Annotated in this window: 18 protein-coding genes and 1 pseudogene; 8 read left to right on the top strand and 11 right to left on the bottom strand. The window is 32.3% G+C overall.

Translation table 11 applies throughout. The features are described from left to right. Nucleotides 1-864 carry a glycosyltransferase family 2 protein gene (locus tag QWY86_RS01875; RefSeq protein WP_290238104.1) on the bottom strand — a complete coding sequence of 288 codons (864 nt, stop codon included), beginning with the start codon at nucleotides 862-864 and terminating at the stop codon, nucleotides 1-3. 137 nt (nucleotides 865-1,001) lie between these two features. On the opposite strand from QWY86_RS01875, the gene QWY86_RS01870 reads away from it, so the two are divergent. Next, nucleotides 1,002-1,577 carry a gluconate 2-dehydrogenase subunit 3 family protein gene (locus QWY86_RS01870; protein WP_290238101.1) on the top strand — a complete coding sequence of 192 codons (576 nt, stop codon included), beginning with the start codon at nucleotides 1,002-1,004 and terminating at the stop codon, nucleotides 1,575-1,577. Nucleotides 1,578-1,599: 22 nt separating this feature from the next. Continuing rightward, nucleotides 1,600-3,267, top strand: coding sequence for a GMC oxidoreductase (locus tag QWY86_RS01865; protein ID WP_290238100.1), 1,668 nt, complete (start codon nucleotides 1,600-1,602; stop codon nucleotides 3,265-3,267). On the opposite strand, the gene QWY86_RS01860 is transcribed toward QWY86_RS01865, so the two are convergent. Genes QWY86_RS01860 through QWY86_RS01845 form a run of 4 tightly spaced genes read right to left on the bottom strand, consistent with a single transcriptional unit; the run spans nucleotide 3,268 to nucleotide 7,302 of the window. Further along, entirely contained in the window at nucleotides 3,268-4,158 is an 891-nt protein-coding gene (locus tag QWY86_RS01860) for a glycosyltransferase family 8 protein (RefSeq protein ID WP_290238098.1), read from the bottom strand. 33 nt (nucleotides 4,159-4,191) lie between these two features. Then, nucleotides 4,192-5,628: an MOP flippase family protein gene (locus QWY86_RS01855; protein ID WP_290238096.1), complete on the bottom strand. Its 1,437-nt coding sequence runs from the start codon at nucleotides 5,626-5,628 to the stop codon at nucleotides 4,192-4,194. A 42-nt stretch (nucleotides 5,629-5,670) separates the two neighbouring features. Next, complete coding sequence (locus QWY86_RS01850) at nucleotides 5,671-6,471, bottom strand: glycosyltransferase (RefSeq protein WP_290238094.1); 801 nt, start codon at nucleotides 6,469-6,471, stop codon at nucleotides 5,671-5,673. A 39-nt stretch (nucleotides 6,472-6,510) separates the two neighbouring features. Beyond that, entirely contained in the window at nucleotides 6,511-7,302 is a 792-nt protein-coding gene (locus QWY86_RS01845; RefSeq protein ID WP_290238092.1) for a glycosyltransferase family 2 protein, read from the bottom strand. A 627-nt stretch (nucleotides 7,303-7,929) separates the two neighbouring features. On the opposite strand from QWY86_RS01845, the gene QWY86_RS01840 reads away from it, so the two are divergent. Next, a complete protein-coding gene (locus QWY86_RS01840; RefSeq protein WP_290238091.1) occupies nucleotides 7,930-8,340 on the top strand; it encodes an IS3 family transposase in 411 nt (136 codons plus the stop codon). A 384-nt stretch (nucleotides 8,341-8,724) separates the two neighbouring features. Further along, nucleotides 8,725-8,868 (top strand): annotated as a pseudogene (locus QWY86_RS20045) (IS3 family transposase); the annotation flags it as partial. A gap of 53 nt (nucleotides 8,869-8,921) precedes the next feature. On the opposite strand, the gene QWY86_RS01835 reads toward QWY86_RS20045, so the two are convergent. The 3 genes from QWY86_RS01835 to QWY86_RS01825 form a co-directional block, all read right to left on the bottom strand. Continuing rightward, complete coding sequence (locus tag QWY86_RS01835; RefSeq protein WP_290238089.1) at nucleotides 8,922-10,298, bottom strand: hypothetical protein; 1,377 nt, start codon at nucleotides 10,296-10,298, stop codon at nucleotides 8,922-8,924. 367 nt (nucleotides 10,299-10,665) lie between these two features. After that, complete coding sequence (locus QWY86_RS01830; protein WP_290238086.1) at nucleotides 10,666-11,523, bottom strand: beta-1,6-N-acetylglucosaminyltransferase; 858 nt, start codon at nucleotides 11,521-11,523, stop codon at nucleotides 10,666-10,668. A 71-nt stretch (nucleotides 11,524-11,594) separates the two neighbouring features. Further along, entirely contained in the window at nucleotides 11,595-13,085 is a 1,491-nt protein-coding gene (locus QWY86_RS01825) for a hypothetical protein (RefSeq protein ID WP_290238084.1), read from the bottom strand. Nucleotides 13,086-13,275: 190 nt separating this feature from the next. Between QWY86_RS01825 and QWY86_RS01820 the strand changes: the two genes are divergently transcribed. From QWY86_RS01820 to QWY86_RS01805, 4 genes are read left to right on the top strand one after another with little or no spacing between them, the layout of a single operon-like run. Further along, the gene (locus tag QWY86_RS01820) at nucleotides 13,276-13,956 is read left to right on the top strand and encodes an HAD family hydrolase (RefSeq protein WP_290238082.1); all 681 of its coding nucleotides are present in this window, start codon (nucleotides 13,276-13,278) and stop codon (nucleotides 13,954-13,956) included. Between the two features lie 11 nt (nucleotides 13,957-13,967). Next, entirely contained in the window at nucleotides 13,968-15,011 is a 1,044-nt protein-coding gene (locus QWY86_RS01815) for a UbiA prenyltransferase family protein (protein ID WP_290238080.1), read from the top strand. 14 nt (nucleotides 15,012-15,025) lie between these two features. Further along, the gene (locus QWY86_RS01810; RefSeq protein ID WP_290238079.1) at nucleotides 15,026-16,465 is read left to right on the top strand and encodes a GMC oxidoreductase; all 1,440 of its coding nucleotides are present in this window, start codon (nucleotides 15,026-15,028) and stop codon (nucleotides 16,463-16,465) included. Nucleotide 16,466: 1 nt separating this feature from the next. Beyond that, nucleotides 16,467-16,895, top strand: coding sequence for a hypothetical protein (locus tag QWY86_RS01805; protein WP_290238077.1), 429 nt, complete (start codon nucleotides 16,467-16,469; stop codon nucleotides 16,893-16,895). A gap of 6 nt (nucleotides 16,896-16,901) precedes the next feature. Here the strand turns inward: QWY86_RS01805 and QWY86_RS01800 are convergent, their stop codons facing one another. The 3 genes from QWY86_RS01800 to QWY86_RS01790 are packed head-to-tail and all read right to left on the bottom strand — an operon-like array spanning nucleotide 16,902 to nucleotide 20,134. Further along, nucleotides 16,902-17,879, bottom strand: coding sequence for a glycosyltransferase family 2 protein (locus tag QWY86_RS01800; protein WP_290238075.1), 978 nt, complete (start codon nucleotides 17,877-17,879; stop codon nucleotides 16,902-16,904). A gap of 51 nt (nucleotides 17,880-17,930) precedes the next feature. Then, nucleotides 17,931-18,941: a UbiA family prenyltransferase gene (locus QWY86_RS01795; RefSeq protein WP_290238073.1), complete on the bottom strand. Its 1,011-nt coding sequence runs from the start codon at nucleotides 18,939-18,941 to the stop codon at nucleotides 17,931-17,933. Then, entirely contained in the window at nucleotides 18,941-20,134 is a 1,194-nt protein-coding gene (locus QWY86_RS01790) for a glycosyltransferase family 4 protein (protein ID WP_290238071.1), read from the bottom strand. The genes QWY86_RS01795 and QWY86_RS01790 overlap by 1 nt, the downstream gene beginning before the upstream one ends. Between the last annotated feature and the right edge of the window lie 2 nt (nucleotides 20,135-20,136).

Genomic DNA, 20,136 nt, shown 5'->3' with positions numbered 1-20,136 from the left:
CTAAATTTTTTTCGATTCGTGAACAGCATCTTCAGGAAGTTTAGAATTAAAATTCCTGAAGAAACGTTTTGTTTCTTTCTTTAATCTGTTTTTTAATGCGTTAACGAATGAACCATCTCTTTGTAATGTTCTAGGACCAGTCCAAACTCTTGCTTTGTTACTTCGTACTTGCTTTACCTTACCATATTTCATAAGCCCTAAGCATAGTTGACCATCATCGCCCCAAAAGTTAGTTTCAATAAACCCAACTTTTAATCCAAGCTCTCTAACATATCCCATGCTTAAACCATATGCATTAAAATATGGTCTGTTAATTTGTCTGAATTCAGCTATAATATCCTTCATTTTTTCCAGGAAGAATAATTGCCACCTTGGATAACCTTCCTCACTAATAAAGGAATAGCGTCCATAAACACAAACAACATTTTCTTTCTTCAGCACTTTTGTCATTTCCTCTACCCAACAAGAAGGATAAAAACAATCTGCATCTGCAAGAAGTACATATTTTCCTTTAGCATTTTCTTGCCCAAATTGACGAGCAGGGCCACAACCCTGTTTTTGCTCAAATAATCCTTTTACATGCAGCTTATCTATCGTGTGTTGTGTTTTATCTTTCGAATTATTATTAACAACAATTATCTCAATAGGGAAATTACATTTTGTTTTCGAAAGACTTGAAATGCACCTCAAAATATTTACTTCTTCATTCCAAGCAGAAATTAAAATTGTAACTAAAGGATTTTCTCCAACTATTTTATCCAAGTCTTGATTTATGTTGTCAAAAACCTGTTGAGGAATATCCTCAAATTTTTCATACTGGAAATCAAAATCTTTAAACCAAACGGGATTGTTGAATATGTTCATGTAAGTAAAGGGAAGTTTTACATTTAGAAAAATAAAGATGCAAATAATATAGCAAACATTTAAATTGGGGGCAACAAAATATTCTGATAGTTTGCAATAATAACTATATTTACACCAATTCCCAAACATTTTGATTCATGAATAGAAGAACATCTCTAAAGAGTTTCTTAGGTGTATGTATAGTTGGTGTATCGTCTTTTTCAGCTTATAAATGGTTTAGCCTTAATAAAGATATAGATGCAAAGGTTTTATTTTCTTACAAGCCTCTAATAGCCGAGTTAGCTGAAACCATAATTCCTACTACTGATACTCCAGGTGCTAAAGCAGCAGGTGTGGAGAATTTTATAGTTAATGTTTTATTTAATTGCACCGAATCCAGAGTACAGCATAAATTTTTAAATGGATTAAATGATTTGGAAAATTATACTTTAGATAAGTACAATAAAACATTTTTCAAATGTAATGATGATGAAAGAATAGATGTACTTAAATACTTTGAAACATCAGATATCTATCGCATCCATATTTTTAACAAAATTAACGACAAAATCTTCGGACAATCTTTTTTCTCTAAACTTAAAAGCTTAACGATTGAAGGTTATGCCAGCTCAAAATTAGGCGCAACTAAAGGATTAGCATATGATTATATACCCGTACACTACGAAGCCTGTATTCCATTAAGGAGAAATCAAAAATCTTGGGCCACAAAATAGTATTTAAATAATTGATTATAAAATGGAAAATACTTACGATGCAATTGTAGTAGGATCTGGAATTAGCGGTGGTTGGGCAGCAATGGAATTGTGTAAAAAAGGGCTAAAAACGTTATTGCTTGAGAGAGGAAGAAACGTAGAACACATTAAAGATTATCCAACCGCTACATTGAATCCATGGGATTTTAAAAACGGGATGAATAATACTTTGAAGGATAGAGAAATAGATCCGGTGCATAGCAATGTTTATTCTCCTGCAGATAAGCATTTTTTTGTAAGTGATAAGGATAACCCTTATATTCAGGAAAAGCCATTTAATTGGTTTAGAGGATATCAAGTAGGCGGACGTTCGCTAACATGGGGTAGGCAGTGTTACCGCTGGAGTGATTTAGATTTTGAATCTAATGTTAAAAATGGAATTGCTGTAGATTGGCCAATAAGATATAAAGACATTGCTAAGTGGTACGATTATGTAGAGTCAGTTATAGGAGTTAGTGGCCAAAAGGAAAATTTACCGCACTTACCGGATGGGAACTTTCTGCCACCAATGTCTCTGAATTGTATCGAAAGCCACTTAGGTAATTCTATTATGGAAAAGCAAAAACGAGTTTTAACAATTGCTCGGGTTGCTAATTTAACAAAGGGTTGGGACAATCGGGGGACTTGTATGAATAGAAATTTATGCACAAGAGGATGTCCCTTTGGAGGTTATTTCAGTAGCAATAGTTCCACCATACCTATGGCAAAAGCTACAGGAAATCTTACACTAAGACCAAATTCTATTGTAACCGAAGTAATTTATAACGACCAAACAAATAAGGCCGAAGGTGTTAAAATTGTTGATGCAAACACGAACGAAAGTATAATTTTTAATTCAAAGATTATCTTTCTTAATGCATCTACAATTGCTACAGCATCAATTTTATTAAATTCTAAATCTAAACGTTTTCCAAATGGTTTAGGGAATGATAGTGGGGAACTTGGTCACAACTTAATGGATCATCATTCATCTGCCGGTGCGTGGGGAGTTCATGACGGGTTTAAAGATAATTATTACAAAGGTAGAAGGCCCTGTGGTTTTTTAATACCCAGATACAGGAATTTAGCCGAAAACGAAAACTTAGATTTTAAGGGTGGATACAACATTCAGGGTGATGGAGAGCGACAGGAAGTATTGGATTTAGGTGGTGAACTTGAAGGGTTTGGCGCCGATTTTAAATCAAAATTAACTGCTCCGGGGAAGTGGACAGTTTGGATGGCCGGTTGGGGAGAATGTTTGCCTTATTATGAAAATAAAATAAGTTTACATGATACTGAAAAAGATAAATGGGGTTTTCCGATTGTTAAAATAAATTTTTCATTTCATGAGAATGAAGATAAAATGATGAAAGACATTCAAAATACTTGTTTAGAAATGCTTGAAAGTGCCGGCTTTAAAGCGGCCGCTTTTAATTATCATAAACCTGGAGGAACAACAATTCATGAAATGGGAACTGCTCGAATGGGAAGAGATCCAAAAACATCTGTATTAAATGAATTTAATCAAATCCATGCTGTTAAAAATGTATTTATTACTGATGGAAGCTGTATGACCTCTTCCGCCTGCCAAAATCCATCTCTAACATATATGGCATTAACAGCTAGAGCTTGTGATTATGCAGTTTCAGCTTTAAAGAACAATATCTTGTAATTAAATACCAATTAGATTCTTAAACTTTTCGAAAATATTACTGATTTTCTTTACATACCTTGTTGTTTCGCTAATCTGCTTAAAGTTTTTCCAACCGGTTTGCGCTAGATATTTAAAAAATAAGCTTTTGTAATGTTCACTAAATTCATAACTTTTATAAATCGGCTTTCTTCCTGTAAAATGAATTAGGTAAGGTTTCTCCTCTTCAGAATAAGCAAATCTGTTCCAGAGCGGATCTAATTCAAACCATTTGTTAGCTAATGCTACATTTAAACCATATTGATCTTGAAATAGTGCAAATTCCTTGTATTTAGTTATTGCATCAATCACTTTATTAGTAAGATCTTCCGCTCTCCATCGTTTTAAATCTATAAGCATTAACCCAGCATTAAAATATTTACTTTCTTTTTCAATACCAAGTGCCTCATAATTTGTAATTCCACCCCACTTATCTACAACTTGTATAAACTGATCTTGTACTGCTGCAACAATATTAGTACCTATATCTGTGTTCCATAACTTGCTAACATCTTCAAGCATAATCATATCAACATCTAAGAATAATATGTTCTTTATTCTTTCTTCATTAATAAAACTAGGGATAAAAAGTCTAACGTATATATTTAAAGGCAAACTACTTTTATCTATTGGAAGTTTGAAGCCTGTTGGGATGCATTGCTTCATTTCTAACCAGTGTATTATAGTATCGTTCTTTTTAGCAGTATTTATTCTAGCTTTATTTTTTGATGAAATATTGTCTTCAACAATATAAAATTCCAATTTTTCATCCGTTAGATGGTTTATTTCTACTGATTTGATTAGCGCAGCAAGTAATATTGCATAATGGTTATCACAAATGCAAATTATAGAAATGGTATCTTGATGTTTCATTTTACTTAAGTAAATAGCTAATTAGCAAATAAATTATAAAGATTGTCTCAGATTCATTATCTCACTCCACGAAAGTTTGTATTTCAAAGTTAAAGCAGCGTAAACAATTCCACCCAATGCTATTTGTATAATTGTATTTAGAATTCCTTCGTTCCCAATAAAATATTTGTAGGTTAAAATTACTGCTGCCATTATTAAACTGAAAATTACAGGTTTAGCAAAATTCACCAAAAATTGCTTAAAGAAATCACCAATCATATATTGTATCAATAAGAAATTTAAAATAAGTGTAATGACCGTTGATAGAAGATAGCCAACTGCGATACCTATTATTCCGAAATGAGTTGCTACAATATATATAATTGGAAACTTTATAATTAGTGTTACTAAATTTAGATAAAATAATAGATTCGGCTTTCCTGTAGAGTAGGCTACAGTGGATAGTGGAAACATTAAACAAGAAGTAATACCCATAAACACGAAGATTTTTATTAAAGGTATCGTTTCATCCCATCCTGGTCCGTAAATAATTGGAATTACATTATAAGCCATTAAAAATAGCCCTGCCAGTAGCGGTACATTGCAATAGGCAAGAAAGTCAATAATTTTTAAATAAGCACTTTTAATTTTAGCCAGTTCTCCATTTAGCTTTGCCATAATTGGATATGAAATTTGAATAATTATAGGTGAGAGTCTAGCTACCGGATAAACTGCAATTTGTGATGCTATGGTATAATATCCCAGTTGTTTAACATCCAAAATCCCACCTATTAAAATTGTATCCAAATTACTATTTGCAAAACCTAATAAACTGTCGCCGATATTGAAAATCCCAAATCGTAAATGTTCTTTAATCTTGCTTAAATTAAAATATCGTATAGGAGAAAAATACTCTCTGGCAATAATATTTTGTACAATCATTTTTGTCAATTGTGCCGTCAGAAGACCAAAAATCAATGCTTTTGCCTGATAGCCTTGATATGCAAAAAATATTGTAACAGACGTTCCTAAAATTGAACAAACGATTTCTGTTAGTGCTAAAGATTTGAACTTAAGTTCTTTTTCTAATAATATGTTATATATCTGGCCCAAGAAAACGATGGGAAAATAAAAGGCCGAAATCCTAAGAATTTCAGCAAGTTTAGGCTCCTTATAATACATTACTAAGAGTGGGGTAGTTGCATAAATTACAACGAACATTAATAGACCAATCAATATATTCATGTAATATATTGTTGATAAAACCCCTTTATCAGTTTCCTGTTTATAAATAATCGAGTTTGAAAATCCGAAGTGGGCAAAGATGCTTAGAAAATTTATAACTAATGTGCTAATACTTACAAGACCAAAAGAAGTAGGTTCTAATAAACGGGCAAGTATAGCCACTTGTGTAAATTGAAGTACAGTATTTACAACAGTGGAAATGGTCGTCCACTTCGCACCACTTATCGCTTTTTTCTGATTACTCATTTATTTTTTGCATCAAAGGTTTTTGTTTAGGCAGATGGTGACTTATTTATTTAAAATGTATAAAACTGTTTCTCTTAAAGTTTTGTATTTTAAATATGCCCAATATAAAGGTGCTATGTCAGAGTATTTCTTAGTCCTAATTTTATCAGGACGAAAGAGCCCTGGTTCATGGTCACTATTATCATGCTCAAAAAGCTCCTTATGTTCAGTGTAAAACAAACCCTTGCCGTTATTTTTCAAGAAAGACCTGCACATTCCCATTTCAGTTACATCTCCTTTGGGAGACTCAATATATCTTCCAAATTTTTGAGGAAATGACTTACGTTTTAAATGAGGATGATCACTGTAAACATAAAATTTTATATGACTGATGTAAAAAGGTGAGAGGCTAAACTTCATTTCAGAAAATCCCTTTTTATAATTCTTTAAATAAGGAAAAGGAGACCATGGAAATGAATAAAATCTAATAATATCCCACTTTGGCTCATTTTTAAAGATTTCCAGACCATCAATTAAGGCTTGTTTAAATTTCGGTTTTGGATAAAAATCTTCTTGAACGTATAGTAAGTATGGCGATTTGACAGCATCCTGACCCATATTAATAGTATTTCCTAAGCCTTTGTTACTAGTTGAGGTTTTAAGTGTGAATTTAAATTCCTCTTGTAATCTTAATATATGCTCAATATGTTCTTTTTTACTGTAACCATCACAAACAATAACTTCGTAGAAATTAATATTTAGCTCCTTAATTACCTTTAATAATCTTGCTAATGATTCGCTTCTATTAAAATGTGTAATAAGTAGAGTAACGTCCAATATATCTGTACTTTGAGTATTTTTCATTTATCAGTGTGGTTGGCTAATTGTATTGATATAGGGTCACTATTTTTTGAGTAGTTTAAAATTTAATTTGGCAAACTTATATTTTAGATAGGACCATCTCAAGGCTGAAATAAATGGATTTTTGCTTTGTGTCCACGAACGCCTAAACGTTGCGGTACTTGGCTCTATATCTGAATTAACTTGATCTAATAAACCGTATAAATCGTCATAAAATAATGATCTACCATTATTTTTAATAAATGATAAGCTCATTTCAAGTTCTGTCTCATCACCATTTAAACCCTCTTTGTATCTGCCAAATTTTTCAAAAAAATTGCTAATTCTTAAATGAGGGTGATCTCCGTATAAATAAAATTTTAAGTTATTTGTATACCACCAGCTAGATTTGAAGATTTTTTCAGAAAAACCCTTTTTATATTCTTTTAAATATGGATAAGGAGAATATGAATAGAATGTTACCATATCCCAATGTTTATCCTCTATCATAATATTTAGGGCATCAGCAAAATGCTCTGGAAAAGCAGGCTTAGGAACAAAATCTTCTTGTATGTAAAGTGTGTAAGGTGTTTTAACAGCGTCTTGGCCCTTATTAATGTTATTTCCAAGGCCCCTATTGATTGGAGTTTCTATTAAGTTGAATTGATAGAGGTCTTTCAACCTGTATAAATTTTCAATATTTTCTTTATTACTTCCATCATCAGAAACAATAATATCGGCGAAAAAGCATTTTAAAGATTTAAAATTTTTTAAAAGTCTCTCAAGAGATTCGCTTCTATTATAGTGAGTAATAAGTAAACTTACTTTATCAAAGTTATAAATACTTTCGGGCATGAGGATGATGGTATATAACTTAAGTGATGATTGCGTTCAATGTTTAACTTTTTATTTAGTTATATAGATTCCAAATATCAAAAAAAAAATCTTAATAATATCTATTAAGATTGAAATAATTATACCCAAATAATTTTTAGGTTTATGTGCCGCTTCATGTTATGTTAAAGTAAAAAGCCTTCGATTTTACACTGCCCCCAAAAAGTTAGACACTTATTGGGGGCATTTTTATGAACAAGAAGTATAATGCGGCTTTTAAAGTCGAAGTTGTTAAGAACATTTAGAGGGCGAATCTCTAACAGCAGTAGCATTCAAGTAGGGTTTATCGCGGTCTTAATTAACAAGATGGGTAGATCAATACAATATCTCTGGCAGTGTCGGGCTTCTACCTAAAGCCAAGGTTTATCATTCCAGAGAGTTCAAGTTAAAAGTAGTTGAGCATTATAATGCTGAAGGGCTATCTTTGAGAAATTGCTGTTCGCATTATGGGATAGCCAATTAGCATTGTGCTATCCTGGGTGAGACGCTATGAGTTATCAGGATTGGATGGCCTGCGAGAACAACGAGGACGACCCAAGCTCATGAAAAAGGATAAACCTCATAAGAAAACACAACCACTTACCAGGCTTGAAGAATGGAGAAAGAAAACCTGTATCTAAAGGCCGAAAACGAGTTGCTAAAAAAGCTCAAAGCCTTAACTCAAGCAAAAGAAATGCTAAAGAAAAAGCGTTAGCCATTGAAGGGTTAAGGCATAAATATCCATTAGACATAATGTTGGGTATTTTAAAGATGGTCAGAAGCAGTTACTATTATCATCTTAAGACTAAATCGGTATTAAATAAGCATGAGGTTGCTAAAGCACAAATCAAGAATATTTATCAACAGCATAAAGGAAAGTATGGTTACCGTAGAATAACCTTGCAGATGAATAACGAGGGAATGATTATCAATCATAAAACGGTTTTTAAACTAATGGGCTCACTTGGGATGCGTTCGTTGATTCGCAGAAAAAAATATCGTTCTTACAGAGGGAAATAGGCGCTATTGCACCTAACCTGCTCCAATGAGACTTCAAATCAAACCAACCTGAACTGAAGTGGGATACTGACATTACCGAATTTAAAGTTAAAGATAAAAATCTTTACTTGTTGCCTATTATTGAGCTTTTTAATGGCGAAATCATTTGTTACGGTATCTCAAGAGTCGCCTAACTTCAAACAGGTCTGATATGTAAACTGTACCTTTAAAAAGACTACAAGAAACACAAAACTGATACTGCATTCAGATCAGGTATGGCAATTCAGATGAAAAAATACAACGTCTGTTGAAGGAAAAAGGAATAACACAAAGCATCTCGAGGAAAGGCAACTGTCTGGACAATGCCGTTATTGAAAACTTCTTCAGTATAAAAAGTCATATTTATTCTACCTGAATAAATATGACGATATCGAAGAACTTAGAAAAGACATCAAAGAGTATATCAGGTATTATAACAATGACAGAATCAAACTTAATCTAAAAGGAATGAGCCCGGTTAAATACCGAGCTCATCATATTATTAAGTAAATTAAATTTGTCTAACTTTTCGGGTGCACTTCAAAATGCATCGCCTTTTTAATTTATTCTACTGCACCTACCGATGGTAATTGTGCTCTAGCTGACCCAAAATAATCATCTGTTAAAATATTTTCATGTTTACCCTTACCTTTAACTGGGGCACTCGAATTCAATTTAAATGAAGTTTCATCAACAATTCCAGCTTCTTTTGAACTAGAATAATACATATTGTTAGATTCTAAAGATTTGGTATCAGATTCCTGACCACCAAATGACGCTTTGTTAGCACCATTTGTAAATAGGTTGAATGCTAAGTTATTATATACTTCACAAGTTCCTCCCCTAAGCGTATAGATATCAACAACGTTTCCTTGCCAATCTTTACTAAGGTTTAAATTGCCACATGTATTGTTGAAAACTTTTGCATTAACATAAGTAGTTTTTCCTGCGCTAATGGCCGTATCAAAAATTTGAATTTCAAAAGCAGAATATTTCCTGGAGTTGACAACTATATTATTGTATATCAGAACCTCTTTTGGAGTAGAACCAACGGAGAAACTGAATGCTCTAATAGCATTTCCCTGATGATTAGTTATCTTGTTATGATGGAATTTTCCATTTCCATTCATTAAAAAGATTCCATTATGGTTATCATTAGCGGTATTGATATTATTAACAACGTTGTGATGGATATCGTAATTTTCAACGTTACCAAACCAAACAATAGAGCCAACACCTGATGAATTTTGGAAGTTTACATATGAAATTTCAAGATTCTTAATAAATCCCTTAATCGTTCCATTATCACTTGTTCCTGAACCAGAAATAAATTGACCCGTGTTATCACAATCAATATTTGAAAATTTAAGGTTTTGAGATATTGAACTTTCTGCTCCTGTGTAAGCAGCTTCGTATTTGTAAGTTATCACATTATCTCCAATATTTTTGAAATTGAAATACTGAAGCGTAAAATTATTAATCTTTCCATCAACTTGTATTGCTCTATAGCCAATGTTTTGAAATGAAAAGCCTTTATTTATGCCAGAAGTTCCATTACCGGTTAAAACAACGTTGTTTAGGTTTTCTAATCTCATTTCTCCGGTAGATTCAACCAATCCATTATTTTGAATCGTAACTAAGCCTGTTCCACCATCTACGTTTGCAATTTTTATACTTCGGTATGTACCACCTTTAACTTTAAATAAAACGGTTCCTCCTAATGTATAGCTAGTTCCATTAATTACTAAATCTCCCGAACCAGAACCAACTTCATATATTTTGGAGTAACTAGGTCCGGTTTGAATAGGGTCAGGAGCAACAACTGCTGGTGCTTCTGGTGTTACGTTAAGATTTTCTTGAATTGGATTATTTTTTTTACAAGCCGCAAACGATAATAATAGCAGGCAAAGGATGAAATGCATCTTTGAATTTTTTCTCATTAAATGTCTTTAAATATAAGTGATTAATTGTTTGTTGCTTCTAAAACGACAATTGTAATAAATATTATACACATAAATTAAATTGTTATTAATGAACGCTAAGACGTTAATTTTTTTTTGCACTAAAATCTTACTTCTTATATCTCTAATAGCACTATTCTTGGAATTGTGTAGGAATTAGAGAAAATGCATATATTACAATTTGGTGACAATTTGGTTAATGTAAATTTATCTATCGTAAATACCTGCTAGTCTATTGTTTAGCTTGTTTGTGGCTTGTCTTTTACGCCGTTTGTCTGATTAATTATTAATTTTTTACAAAACTGTAATTCGTTTTAATTGTTTGCGCATTTTATTACTAATATAATTAATTTAAGCATTCTGCATCAATCCTGTCCAAAATATATTCATCAACCTGGTCATCAAATTTTCTTGCAAAAAGCATTTTAGAAGAAGCTATTTTATCATAGTCTTCAATTAATAATGTTTTAGGGTGTGCATGGCCTTGAGAAAAATCGATATACCTCAAATTATTATTTATAACACTATCTTTAAATGATGAATTCATAACGATAGATGCAAAAGCAAATTCATCAGTACCCCAAGAATATTTGAGAAAGTTTCTTAATTGTTTGTTGTTTGTAAATATTTCATCAACATATTTAGCGCAGGTTCCGCTGATAGTCCACCAGGTAGATTTGCAGCTTCCGTATAATTCCATTTCCATTGGAAACTTTCTAACAGGAAAAATTTTATTTACAATTTTCTGAAGTAGATATTTACCTCTGAAACTTAGATCTGTAAAGTGGTGTTTTTCATACCTTGACACCGCCTTTTTCCACCATTCTGTTTCTCTCGACTCATCGTATGATATGAAATTAGATTGTGGCCTGGATTGCAGAAAATTGAAAATATTTTCTGCTGATGTTAAAGGATAGTCCTGTGCGCTTAAAAGGTTAATGAAATCATATTCGATATTATCAGAAACAACCTCATTCAGTGAACTTAGTATTCCCAAAAAAAGACTATTTCCACCCCAATTACAATTAATCCTATTTTTTATAAATTTTACTTGGCTTAAATTTTCAATTATTTTAAATTCCTCTTTAAGTACCTTTTTGTCGATATGGATAAAAAAATCTGCATTAGGGTGTTCAAGACTTTTTATTAACCTGAGCAACTGCTTAGGATTTTTATGAGCCATAATAATATGGGCTATGCGCATAAAATTGGGATGATTTAAATTAACGGGACACTAATTTTTATAAAAATATTATAAAATATTTAATTTTTGATTTATTTATCAAATAAAAGGTATGCATCGATATCTTGTGTTTCATATTTGTCGATAATTCGATATTTTTTGCTCAATTCATGAATTAAATTTATAGTTGGGTTCTGTTTTTCGTAGTACCAGAAAGGTTCATCTATTTTATCACCAATATCTGTTACAAATTGCTTATTAAATATTAACCAAACACGCTTATTGTTCGAGAATTTTTTAAAGTCCCTTTGCAGGTTTTTATAATAATCTGTAAAGTTCTTAGATTCATTCCTGAAGTCTTGCCCTTCAACTGCCTCGTATTTCAATTGATACATATCTTTATATAATTTATAACCAGGTAAATTATTCCAATACACATATACAGCATCACCTTTTTTAAAATCTTTATTAACATGCAATAAAACTTCTCTTTGAAATGATTTTTTGTGCAAATAAAATTTTTCAGGTTGAATAATAGTTAATAATGTTTGCATTATTGGACCAATTATCAAAAGTCCAAACAATATCAACATTCCTGTTTTTGATTTTATAACTGAAAAATTTAGGCCTTTTGCAATAAAAATTATAAATATCGGAGAAATGAAGACCCAGAATCTCTCCGTAAGCGGGTAAAGCTCTAACCCTGAAGCAATAAACATTAAAACAACAGGGACTATCAGTACAGGGATATTAATTTTCTCTTTTAAAACAGAATAAATTCCTAATAAAAAAGCCAAAACTGGTAAAAATGGCATCTTAAATAAGATGTTAAGTATTTGATTTTTATTGTTTGGGAAGAAATTCCAAAGTAGGCCTAAAGGATAATCCAGCATGCGATACAGGTTTATTACAAACCACTTAAAGTCGGCAATAGATTTAGGTGGCATCGGCATGAAGTTTTGATAGGACCGAAACCAGTAAGCTATCCATTCAGATTCAGCATGTTTATGGGTAAATAAGATGTAGTTTATTGAAAAACTGAGAAACCACATCGAAAATGGAATTAATCTGATGAGGGCAATCTTCCATTTCATTTTAAGCAGATAATTAACTGTTAATCCTAAGCCTAATCCTCCCAAAACAAAAATAGAGGAATAAGAAAACCACAAAATTATTGTGCCTGATAGTCCCCACAAAAATAAATGCCATGCAGTTTTATTATGTTCATATTTTATATAGAGGTACAAACATAATATGGTGCTAAACATCTCTGTAGAATACTGTTTTATTTCTACACTGTGGTATATGAGTGCAGGAGCGAAACATAATATTCCAATAGCCATTACTGATAATAACCCATTTAAAAAATATTTAGCTACCGGAACAAATAAGAAGATAGAAAGGCAGCCAAAAATTAGAGGAATAAGTCTTAAAGAATATTCGTTATTACCAAAAATATTTAAACTTGCTTTTACCAAAAGAATAAAGCCAAGTGGTGCTTTTTGTTGGTAAAATAATGGCTCTGTTAATAATTCCCCAAAATTCATCTTTACCAATCCAGATGATAAATAGATTTCATCCATCCACAAAGATCTATTATAGAAGAAATGAAAGAGACGAACTGAACAGCCTAGAGTTAAAAAAATATAGATTAAAATACTATTGTAATTATTTTTATCGGGATCTTTTTTGAGATGCGAAGTGTACATTATTAGGGATTAATTATATGCAATATCGGATTTTTTAATAATTTTACAGATAAAATTATTCCCTGTGATTGCCAGTAATTTAAACAAACTTAAGCTTGTTATTTTTGACGTAGATGGAACATTATACGATCAAATAAAGTTGCGTAGGAAAATGATGTTTTCTTTATTGGCTTATTATTTATTCAGGCCATGGAAGTTAAAAGAACTTTTAATAATCTATCACTTTAGAAAAGAACGGGAAAAGAAAGCAGATTATCAGGGAAGTGATTTGCAAAATGAACAGTATTATTGGTGTGGCGAAAAGGTTGATTTATCTTTCGAGAAAATAAAATCTGTAGTAGACAAATGGATATTTGATTTTCCAAACAGGCATTTGAATCGCTGCATTTATCCAGGAGTAGAAAATTTATTTACAGGCTTGAAGAAAAAAAAAATAGCCATAGCAATCTATTCTGATTATGATTCTGAATTAAAAATGAGAAGTATGGATTTAAATCCAGACCTTATCGTAAGTTCAACAGATCATGCCATAAATTCCATGAAACCCCAACCCAAGGGTTTAAATTCCATTATAGAGAAATTTAAAATAATAGATAAATCTGAATGTTTGTACATTGGTGATAGAGATGAGTTGGATGGTGAATGTGCACGACGAATAGGAATACCGTACATTATAATTAACAAGAGCGAAGCATATAACAATTTTTACATAACACTCTCCAAACAAATACTTAATGAAGATTAAGTGCTAAAATTATGATAGATAGAATAATATTACCTGATGATTCCCTATCATCAGATAATTCATCCCCAAAAGAACTTAAACAAGCATCAATAAAAGAATATATTGCGATAGCCAGGCCGGATAATTGGGTTAAAAACCTTTTTATGTTTCCAGGAATGCTGTTTGCCCTATCGATTTTTCATACACCATTTAATAGCGGTTTGGTTATAAAAATACTGCTGGGTTTAGCAAGTATATGTTTGGTTGCTTCTGCAAATTACGTTATTAACGAATATCTTGATGCTGGGTTTGATAAATACCATCCGTTAAAAAATAAAAGATCATCGGTTGTATCTATAATTAACCCTAAAATTGTTTATACTGAGTATAGTATTTTAGCAATTGTTGGTATGACCCTGGCGTACCTTGTGTCACTAAAATTTTTATCAGTTGCAGTATTTCTATTGGTAATGGGCGTAATTTATAATGTAAAGCCTATTAGAAGTAAAGACCGTGTTTTTCTAGATGTGTTAAGTGAATCGATAAATAATCCGATAAGGTTTGCGGCAGGATGGTTTATATTTAGCCCCGCACTTGGCGTTCCTGATAGTAAATGGGACTTGAACTGGATAAATACTTTTCCTCCGGTAAGCATAATTATTGCATACTGGATGGGAGGCGCTTTTTTAATGGCTACAAAGCGTTTCGCTGAATATCGATTAATTGATAATCCACATGTGGCCGGTTTATACCGTAAGTCATTTAAACATTATACTGAAAATAGTCTTTTAGTATCGATGTTTTTTTATGCTATCACCTGTGCATTTTTTATGGGGATTTTTCTTGTTAAAGATAGAATTGAATTGTTGGTGAGCTTTCCATTTTTTGCGCTATTATTTTCATGGTATCTTAAAATTGGGTTGTTAAATGATTCGCCTGTACAGGGTTCTGAAAAGTTATATACCAGAAAGTGGTTTATGACATATTTAGTGCTTTTTACCATTCTACTTTGTGTGTTAATGTTCTTAGATATACCTTGGCTACATTGGTTTCTTAAAAATGCAAACAATTATTAACGATAGCACAATTGATGAAGAAAGATTTTTATGATTTGGTTGTAGTTGGTACTGGTTTTGCATCTAGTTTTTTTCTTAAAAAATACCTTTCAAAATCGTCGAAGGATAAAAAAATTCTTGTGCTCGAGAGAGGACATTTTTATCCGCATGATGAAAGGTTAAAAGTAAAGAGAGGCGAAAAAAGCGAATTTCAAAAATTTGAAGAGCCCTGGGAAAAAGCGATAAATAACATTAGCCCGTACAAGAAATGGCCTTTTACTACTGGCCTGGGTGGTTGTTCTAATTGTTGGTGGGGCTGTACACCCAGGTTTATGCCATCAGATTTCAAAATGAAAACATTATATGGTATTGAGCAAGACTGGCCAGTTGATTATGATGATTTGGATCGATATTATTATGAAGCTGAAGAATTAATGCATGTATCCGGGCCAGTAGGTACACCATTCCCTCGAAAAGGTAATTATCCTTTACCACCCCATGAGTTTAGTTTGGTTGATAAAATACTTCATAAAACTTATGGTACCGATTACATTAGCCAGCCTACAGCAAGGGCAAGTAGAGCCACAAGCGGAAGGAACAGGTGCATGACCTCAAGTACCTGCGATACTTGCCCTGTTAATGCTAAATTTACTATTGAAAACTCAAATATTGGTGTTTATAATGATGAAAGAGTTGAGCTTGTATACGGTGCACAGGTTTACAATTTGCAATTAGAAAACGATATTGTAAAGAAGGTGTTTTTTTTAAAAGATGGTAAAGAACTGTCTGTTTCTGGTGAAGTAGTTGTGTTAGGGGCAAATCCTTTTTTTAATTCTAATATTCTTCTAAATGCAGGAGATAAATCAAAGCTTTTAGGTAAAGGGGTAGGAGAGCAGTTGGGTATGCAAGTGCTTATCTATTTAGATGGAATGAGCAATGTAGGAGGTAGTACCTGGGTTAACGCAAACGGATATATGCTTTACGATGGTGCGCATAGAAAAGATTATGCTGCCTGCTTGATGGAAGTTAGTAATGCACCATATTACATAAGGTTAGAGCGTGGAAAGTATCTTAATATTGCGAGTATAAGAATGTTATTTGAAGATATCCCTTTAGACAAGAATTATGTTAACACAACTGCTAATAAATTTGTGCCTGATGTACACCATGTTGAGCGGTCTTCCTATACATTGAAAGGAATAGAAAACATGAAACAAAAGTTGCCAAAAATATTGTCGTGCTTGCCTGTAGAAAAACTTGAGTACCTGCCGCCTTTCCCTAATGAAGGCCATATCATAGGAGGAACAAGAATGAGTACTGATCCTTCATTAGGAGTGGTTGATAAACATATGGTTCATCATAAATACAGAAATTTGCTGGTACTTGGTGCGGGAGCTTTTACAACTTACAGTGCTTCAAATCCAACACTTACGCTTTCTGCTATGTCATTATTTTCTGCAGATAAAATTTTCTAATATGAATCGGAGAAAATTTATCATTATCACGGGCGTAACTACTGGAAGCGTAGTAATTCCGACTTCTTATTTTCTTGTTAATGGAACAATACAAAAGTATGCGGCACTTTTAATTAAAGATGAGCTAAGCTATTTGAAGTTGGAAGAAGGTAGTGTGGAGAAATATGTTAACGATTACTTTGGTTATTCTAACGATATTTTTTTTAGAATGAAACTGAAAAGCATGTATTATTTAAACATTACCTGGAAAAACTCAAACCTTATAAAAGAGCTGATTAAAACTTACCTGCTGTCTTCCGATTTCTTCATTAACAAAATGGATGAAAGTAAAGTTGTTAGATATTTAGGGTTATATAGCCCATATAAAAGTCCTGTTCCCAATCCATTTGCGTATACTCTTTATCCTCCCGACCAGGTAAAAAGCATATAAAGCCGGTTATTTATTTTCTTTTCCAAACTTCCTTTTAAACTCTCTTTCAAAGGCCTGGAAATAAACCACCGGAATGGTTTTTAATGTAAATGGAAAGTTAACTGAAAATGACCTTGATAATAGTTTCATTGAATTATTAAAACTACGCTCTCTAAAAAGATAATGCTTGGAAAGTTCTACTAAGCTATGCATATAACGTCTTTGCATAATTAACAATTCATCTTTAGTTAATAGTGCACCAAAACGTTTAATCTTCAAGTTAAGATCAGCGATATATAAATATTCTAAAATTTCATGCCATTTTCTTCCATCATAGATATTAATTTCGTCGATTCTTTTTCTCCATAATCTCTGAAGTGTATAAGCGGCTTTGGCTTTTCTATTAAGAATCATTTCGAGATATAAACACCAATCATCTCCAATGTTTATGTTTTCATCCCAGCCAGATACGATGGATGATTTTCGCAAAACTACAGACGATGATGGGGACGGGCAAGCTCTAATATATAAGGCACGTAAATTTTCATGCTTTAAATCTATCCAATCATTTTTCAAAAGATTTTGATAAGGTTTTAAATACGGGTCGTTGATTAGAAAATCCCAACTATCACCCACTTTTCTATCCTGGTCCCAATTTGCAAATACAAAATCTAAATCATCTTGCTGAAGTTTCTGTACACACACTTCCAAAAAGTTAGGATACCAGATGTCATCAGAATCCAATGATGCAACAATTTCTCCTCTTGCTTTTGATAAACCAAGGTTTCTTGCTGATGCCTGACCGCCATTTGTTTTGTAGAAATATTCTATGTTAGGATACTTTTCTTTTAATATTTTTGCTGTATTATCATTAGAACCATCGTCTATAACCACAATTTGAACTTCTGTGTAAGTTTGTTTTATTGCGCTCTCAATAGCTTCGAAAACTTTCGTTTCTCTATTGTAGGTTGGGATAATTACAGTAACAAGTGGTTTTGGATTCATTAGGGAACGCTTTATCGGATGTATCAAAGTTAAACTCTAAGTAAATGAGTTTCAAATTTTATGTCTATTGTAATTAATTTGTTTTAGTATCAGTACAAAATCTTTAATAACAATCCATATGTTTTGCGGAAACACAATAATATGAATGATGAGAAAGATCCAACCATATGAATTATTCAAAGCTATACTCAAAAGTACAGCTAAAGGCATAAAAACCAGATATAAATCGTTAAGCAATAATTGTGATGGTTTATCTGTTGGAATAATAATCAATCCGGTTTGATATTTTAAAATGAAATGCCTGCCAAGCGCTAAAATTAAGTAAATAAGGGCAGATAGAGTTACCCAAAGGCTAAAAATATTATACATTATAAAGGCAGCTCCTAGAACTTCAAACCCTAAAATTAGGTATTCGATATTTTTGAATTTTGAAGGTTCGATAGATGTAGCATAAGTAGTTGTTTTACTTTTCAAATCATTTTCTCTATCGTGAAACTGATGCACTAATATGCCTCTTATTCCATAAAATAATGCCCAACAAGAAATGGATATCATCCAGAAAATATTACGTTTTATCCCATCTGCAAAGGGAAGTTGAGCAGCCATAAGCAATGCCGGAAATAAATGTGCGCCACTTGCATCGCACAAAACACCTAAAAAACCAAGCTTTTTAAATCTAAATGGAGGAGTAGAATAGACAGTGAAAACTACGTAAGATAGTATGAAAAAAGTGAGTGAAACAGTATCGGGATATATAATATAACCAAAAAATAAGCCAAAAGCTAAACTTAATGTAATAAGGGCTAATCTGCTAGCGTTTGAACGGTTAGCCATTCTATTTTTTTTGCCTGCTAATTTATCCTCTTTAATATCAGTTAAATCATTGACTATGCTTACATAAACTGCACCAAATACTACTGCAAGAAGTACTTTTAGAATATGTATACCAGCCTTTTCAATATTTTGATTATAAAATAAAACAGTTGCATAGCCAACAGTTAAAAGGGGAATTAATTTATACTCCCACCATTCATGATATCTAGTGAATTTTAAAAATTTCATCAATCCGATTTCAAGCTGTCAAGAACTAGTTTTACAAAAATTTTTTCAGGTTCAGGAGGTAAAATTTCCTTGATATATTTTGCAGATTTCTTGCCTATTTCTTCCCAATCATTCAAATTCTTCCACGCCTCTTCCATAGCCAGGTCAAAAGAATGTTCATCAGCTTCACCAATAAAGCCAGTTACCCCATTTTGTACAATTTCAGCATTCCCACCAGCATTTGTTGCAATTACAGGTCTGCCAAAAGACATTGCCTCAATAATTGTTAACGGAAGTCCTTCACTTCTCGATGGAAGAATTAATGCATGATGTTCTTTCCAGATTTCTTTAATATTATCGGTAAAGCCATCAAAAAAAACATTTGTTATGTTTAATAATTCAGCCATATCTTTCAGGGCTTGTTCATCAGGTCCTTTACCCAAAAAAGTGACTGATAATTTCCTTTCTCTCCATTTTGGTAAATTCAAAATTCTAAGCAAAATGTCCTGACCTTTATCAATCACAAAAAGCCTTCCTACACAGGCTAATTTGATATCGATTTTACTTGCCGGGTAAGGCAGTGGATTAACTTCTGTTTTTACAGGATTTAATATCACTTCACTATTCGGTAACCTAACGCCAAATTGTTCTTCAGTAATTTTTAAATTGTGTTTGGAAACAAACAAACATTTCTTTGCATTTAAAAGTGTTTGTTTCATGTAATTTCTATCACCTTGACTAGGCCAATAAAAGTTTACAGCTTTGTGGGCGACAACGATATAAGGGATATTGAGCTTTAAGCATTCGTAAGCAAAACTCAAACCATCAAAATTTATACCTTGAGAGATAATCGCAAAATCCGGCTCGTCAGTTTTGAGAAAAATGCCAACATTTTTTGCTGATTTATTCCATTTAAATTCAGCCAAGCCAATTTTTTCAGCAACTCTTCCAAAAACATGCTTTACTTTTGAGATAACTAATTTTAATTTATTTAATTTTCCATCAAACTCTTTAATAAATAAGCCATTGTTTATCAGTTTTTTAAATTGTTGATGTTGTCTGTTTACTCGGTTTTTATAAAGAATTATTTCTTGAACACCTAAAGTTCTGAAATGTGGAATACTCTTTGCCCATAATTCTTCACTTCCTCCCCAATCATCTAGGCAGGCTGTAATTATTACAAGCTTTTTTAAATTATTACTGCTGTCACCCATTG

This window comes from Pedobacter aquatilis (genome assembly GCF_030409415.1).
Lineage (GTDB): Bacteria > Bacteroidota > Bacteroidia > Sphingobacteriales > Sphingobacteriaceae > Pedobacter > Pedobacter aquatilis.
This window is presented reverse-complemented; position numbering and strand designations above follow the sequence as displayed.

Excerpts from the sequence above, each read along its gene's own strand:
- QWY86_RS01870 (WP_290238101.1), top strand. The coding sequence starts at position 1,002 with ATGAATAGAAGAACATCTCTAAAGAGTTTCTTAGGTGTATGTATAGTT.
- QWY86_RS01865 (WP_290238100.1), top strand. The coding sequence starts at position 1,600 with ATGGAAAATACTTACGATGCAATTGTAGTAGGATCTGGAATTAGCGGT.
- QWY86_RS01835 (WP_290238089.1), bottom strand. The coding sequence starts at position 10,298 with ATGAGAAAAAATTCAAAGATGCATTTCATCCTTTGCCTGCTATTATTA.
- QWY86_RS01810 (WP_290238079.1), top strand. The coding sequence starts at position 15,026 with ATGAAGAAAGATTTTTATGATTTGGTTGTAGTTGGTACTGGTTTTGCA.
- QWY86_RS01795 (WP_290238073.1), bottom strand. The coding sequence starts at position 18,941 with ATGAAATTTTTAAAATTCACTAGATATCATGAATGGTGGGAGTATAAA.
- QWY86_RS01805 (WP_290238077.1), top strand. The coding sequence starts at position 16,467 with ATGAATCGGAGAAAATTTATCATTATCACGGGCGTAACTACTGGAAGC.
- QWY86_RS01825 (WP_290238084.1), bottom strand. The coding sequence starts at position 13,085 with ATGGATGAAATCTATTTATCATCTGGATTGGTAAAGATGAATTTTGGG.
- QWY86_RS01875 (WP_290238104.1), bottom strand. The coding sequence starts at position 864 with ATGAACATATTCAACAATCCCGTTTGGTTTAAAGATTTTGATTTCCAG.
- QWY86_RS01790 (WP_290238071.1), bottom strand. The coding sequence starts at position 20,134 with ATGGGTGACAGCAGTAATAATTTAAAAAAGCTTGTAATAATTACAGCC.
- QWY86_RS01845 (WP_290238092.1), bottom strand. The coding sequence starts at position 7,302 with ATGCCCGAAAGTATTTATAACTTTGATAAAGTAAGTTTACTTATTACT.
- QWY86_RS01800 (WP_290238075.1), bottom strand. The coding sequence starts at position 17,879 with ATGAATCCAAAACCACTTGTTACTGTAATTATCCCAACCTACAATAGA.
- QWY86_RS01855 (WP_290238096.1), bottom strand. The coding sequence starts at position 5,628 with ATGAGTAATCAGAAAAAAGCGATAAGTGGTGCGAAGTGGACGACCATT.
- QWY86_RS01850 (WP_290238094.1), bottom strand. The coding sequence starts at position 6,471 with ATGAAAAATACTCAAAGTACAGATATATTGGACGTTACTCTACTTATT.
- QWY86_RS01860 (WP_290238098.1), bottom strand. The coding sequence starts at position 4,158 with ATGAAACATCAAGATACCATTTCTATAATTTGCATTTGTGATAACCAT.
- QWY86_RS01815 (WP_290238080.1), top strand. The coding sequence starts at position 13,968 with ATGATAGATAGAATAATATTACCTGATGATTCCCTATCATCAGATAAT.
- QWY86_RS01830 (WP_290238086.1), bottom strand. The coding sequence starts at position 11,523 with ATGCGCATAGCCCATATTATTATGGCTCATAAAAATCCTAAGCAGTTG.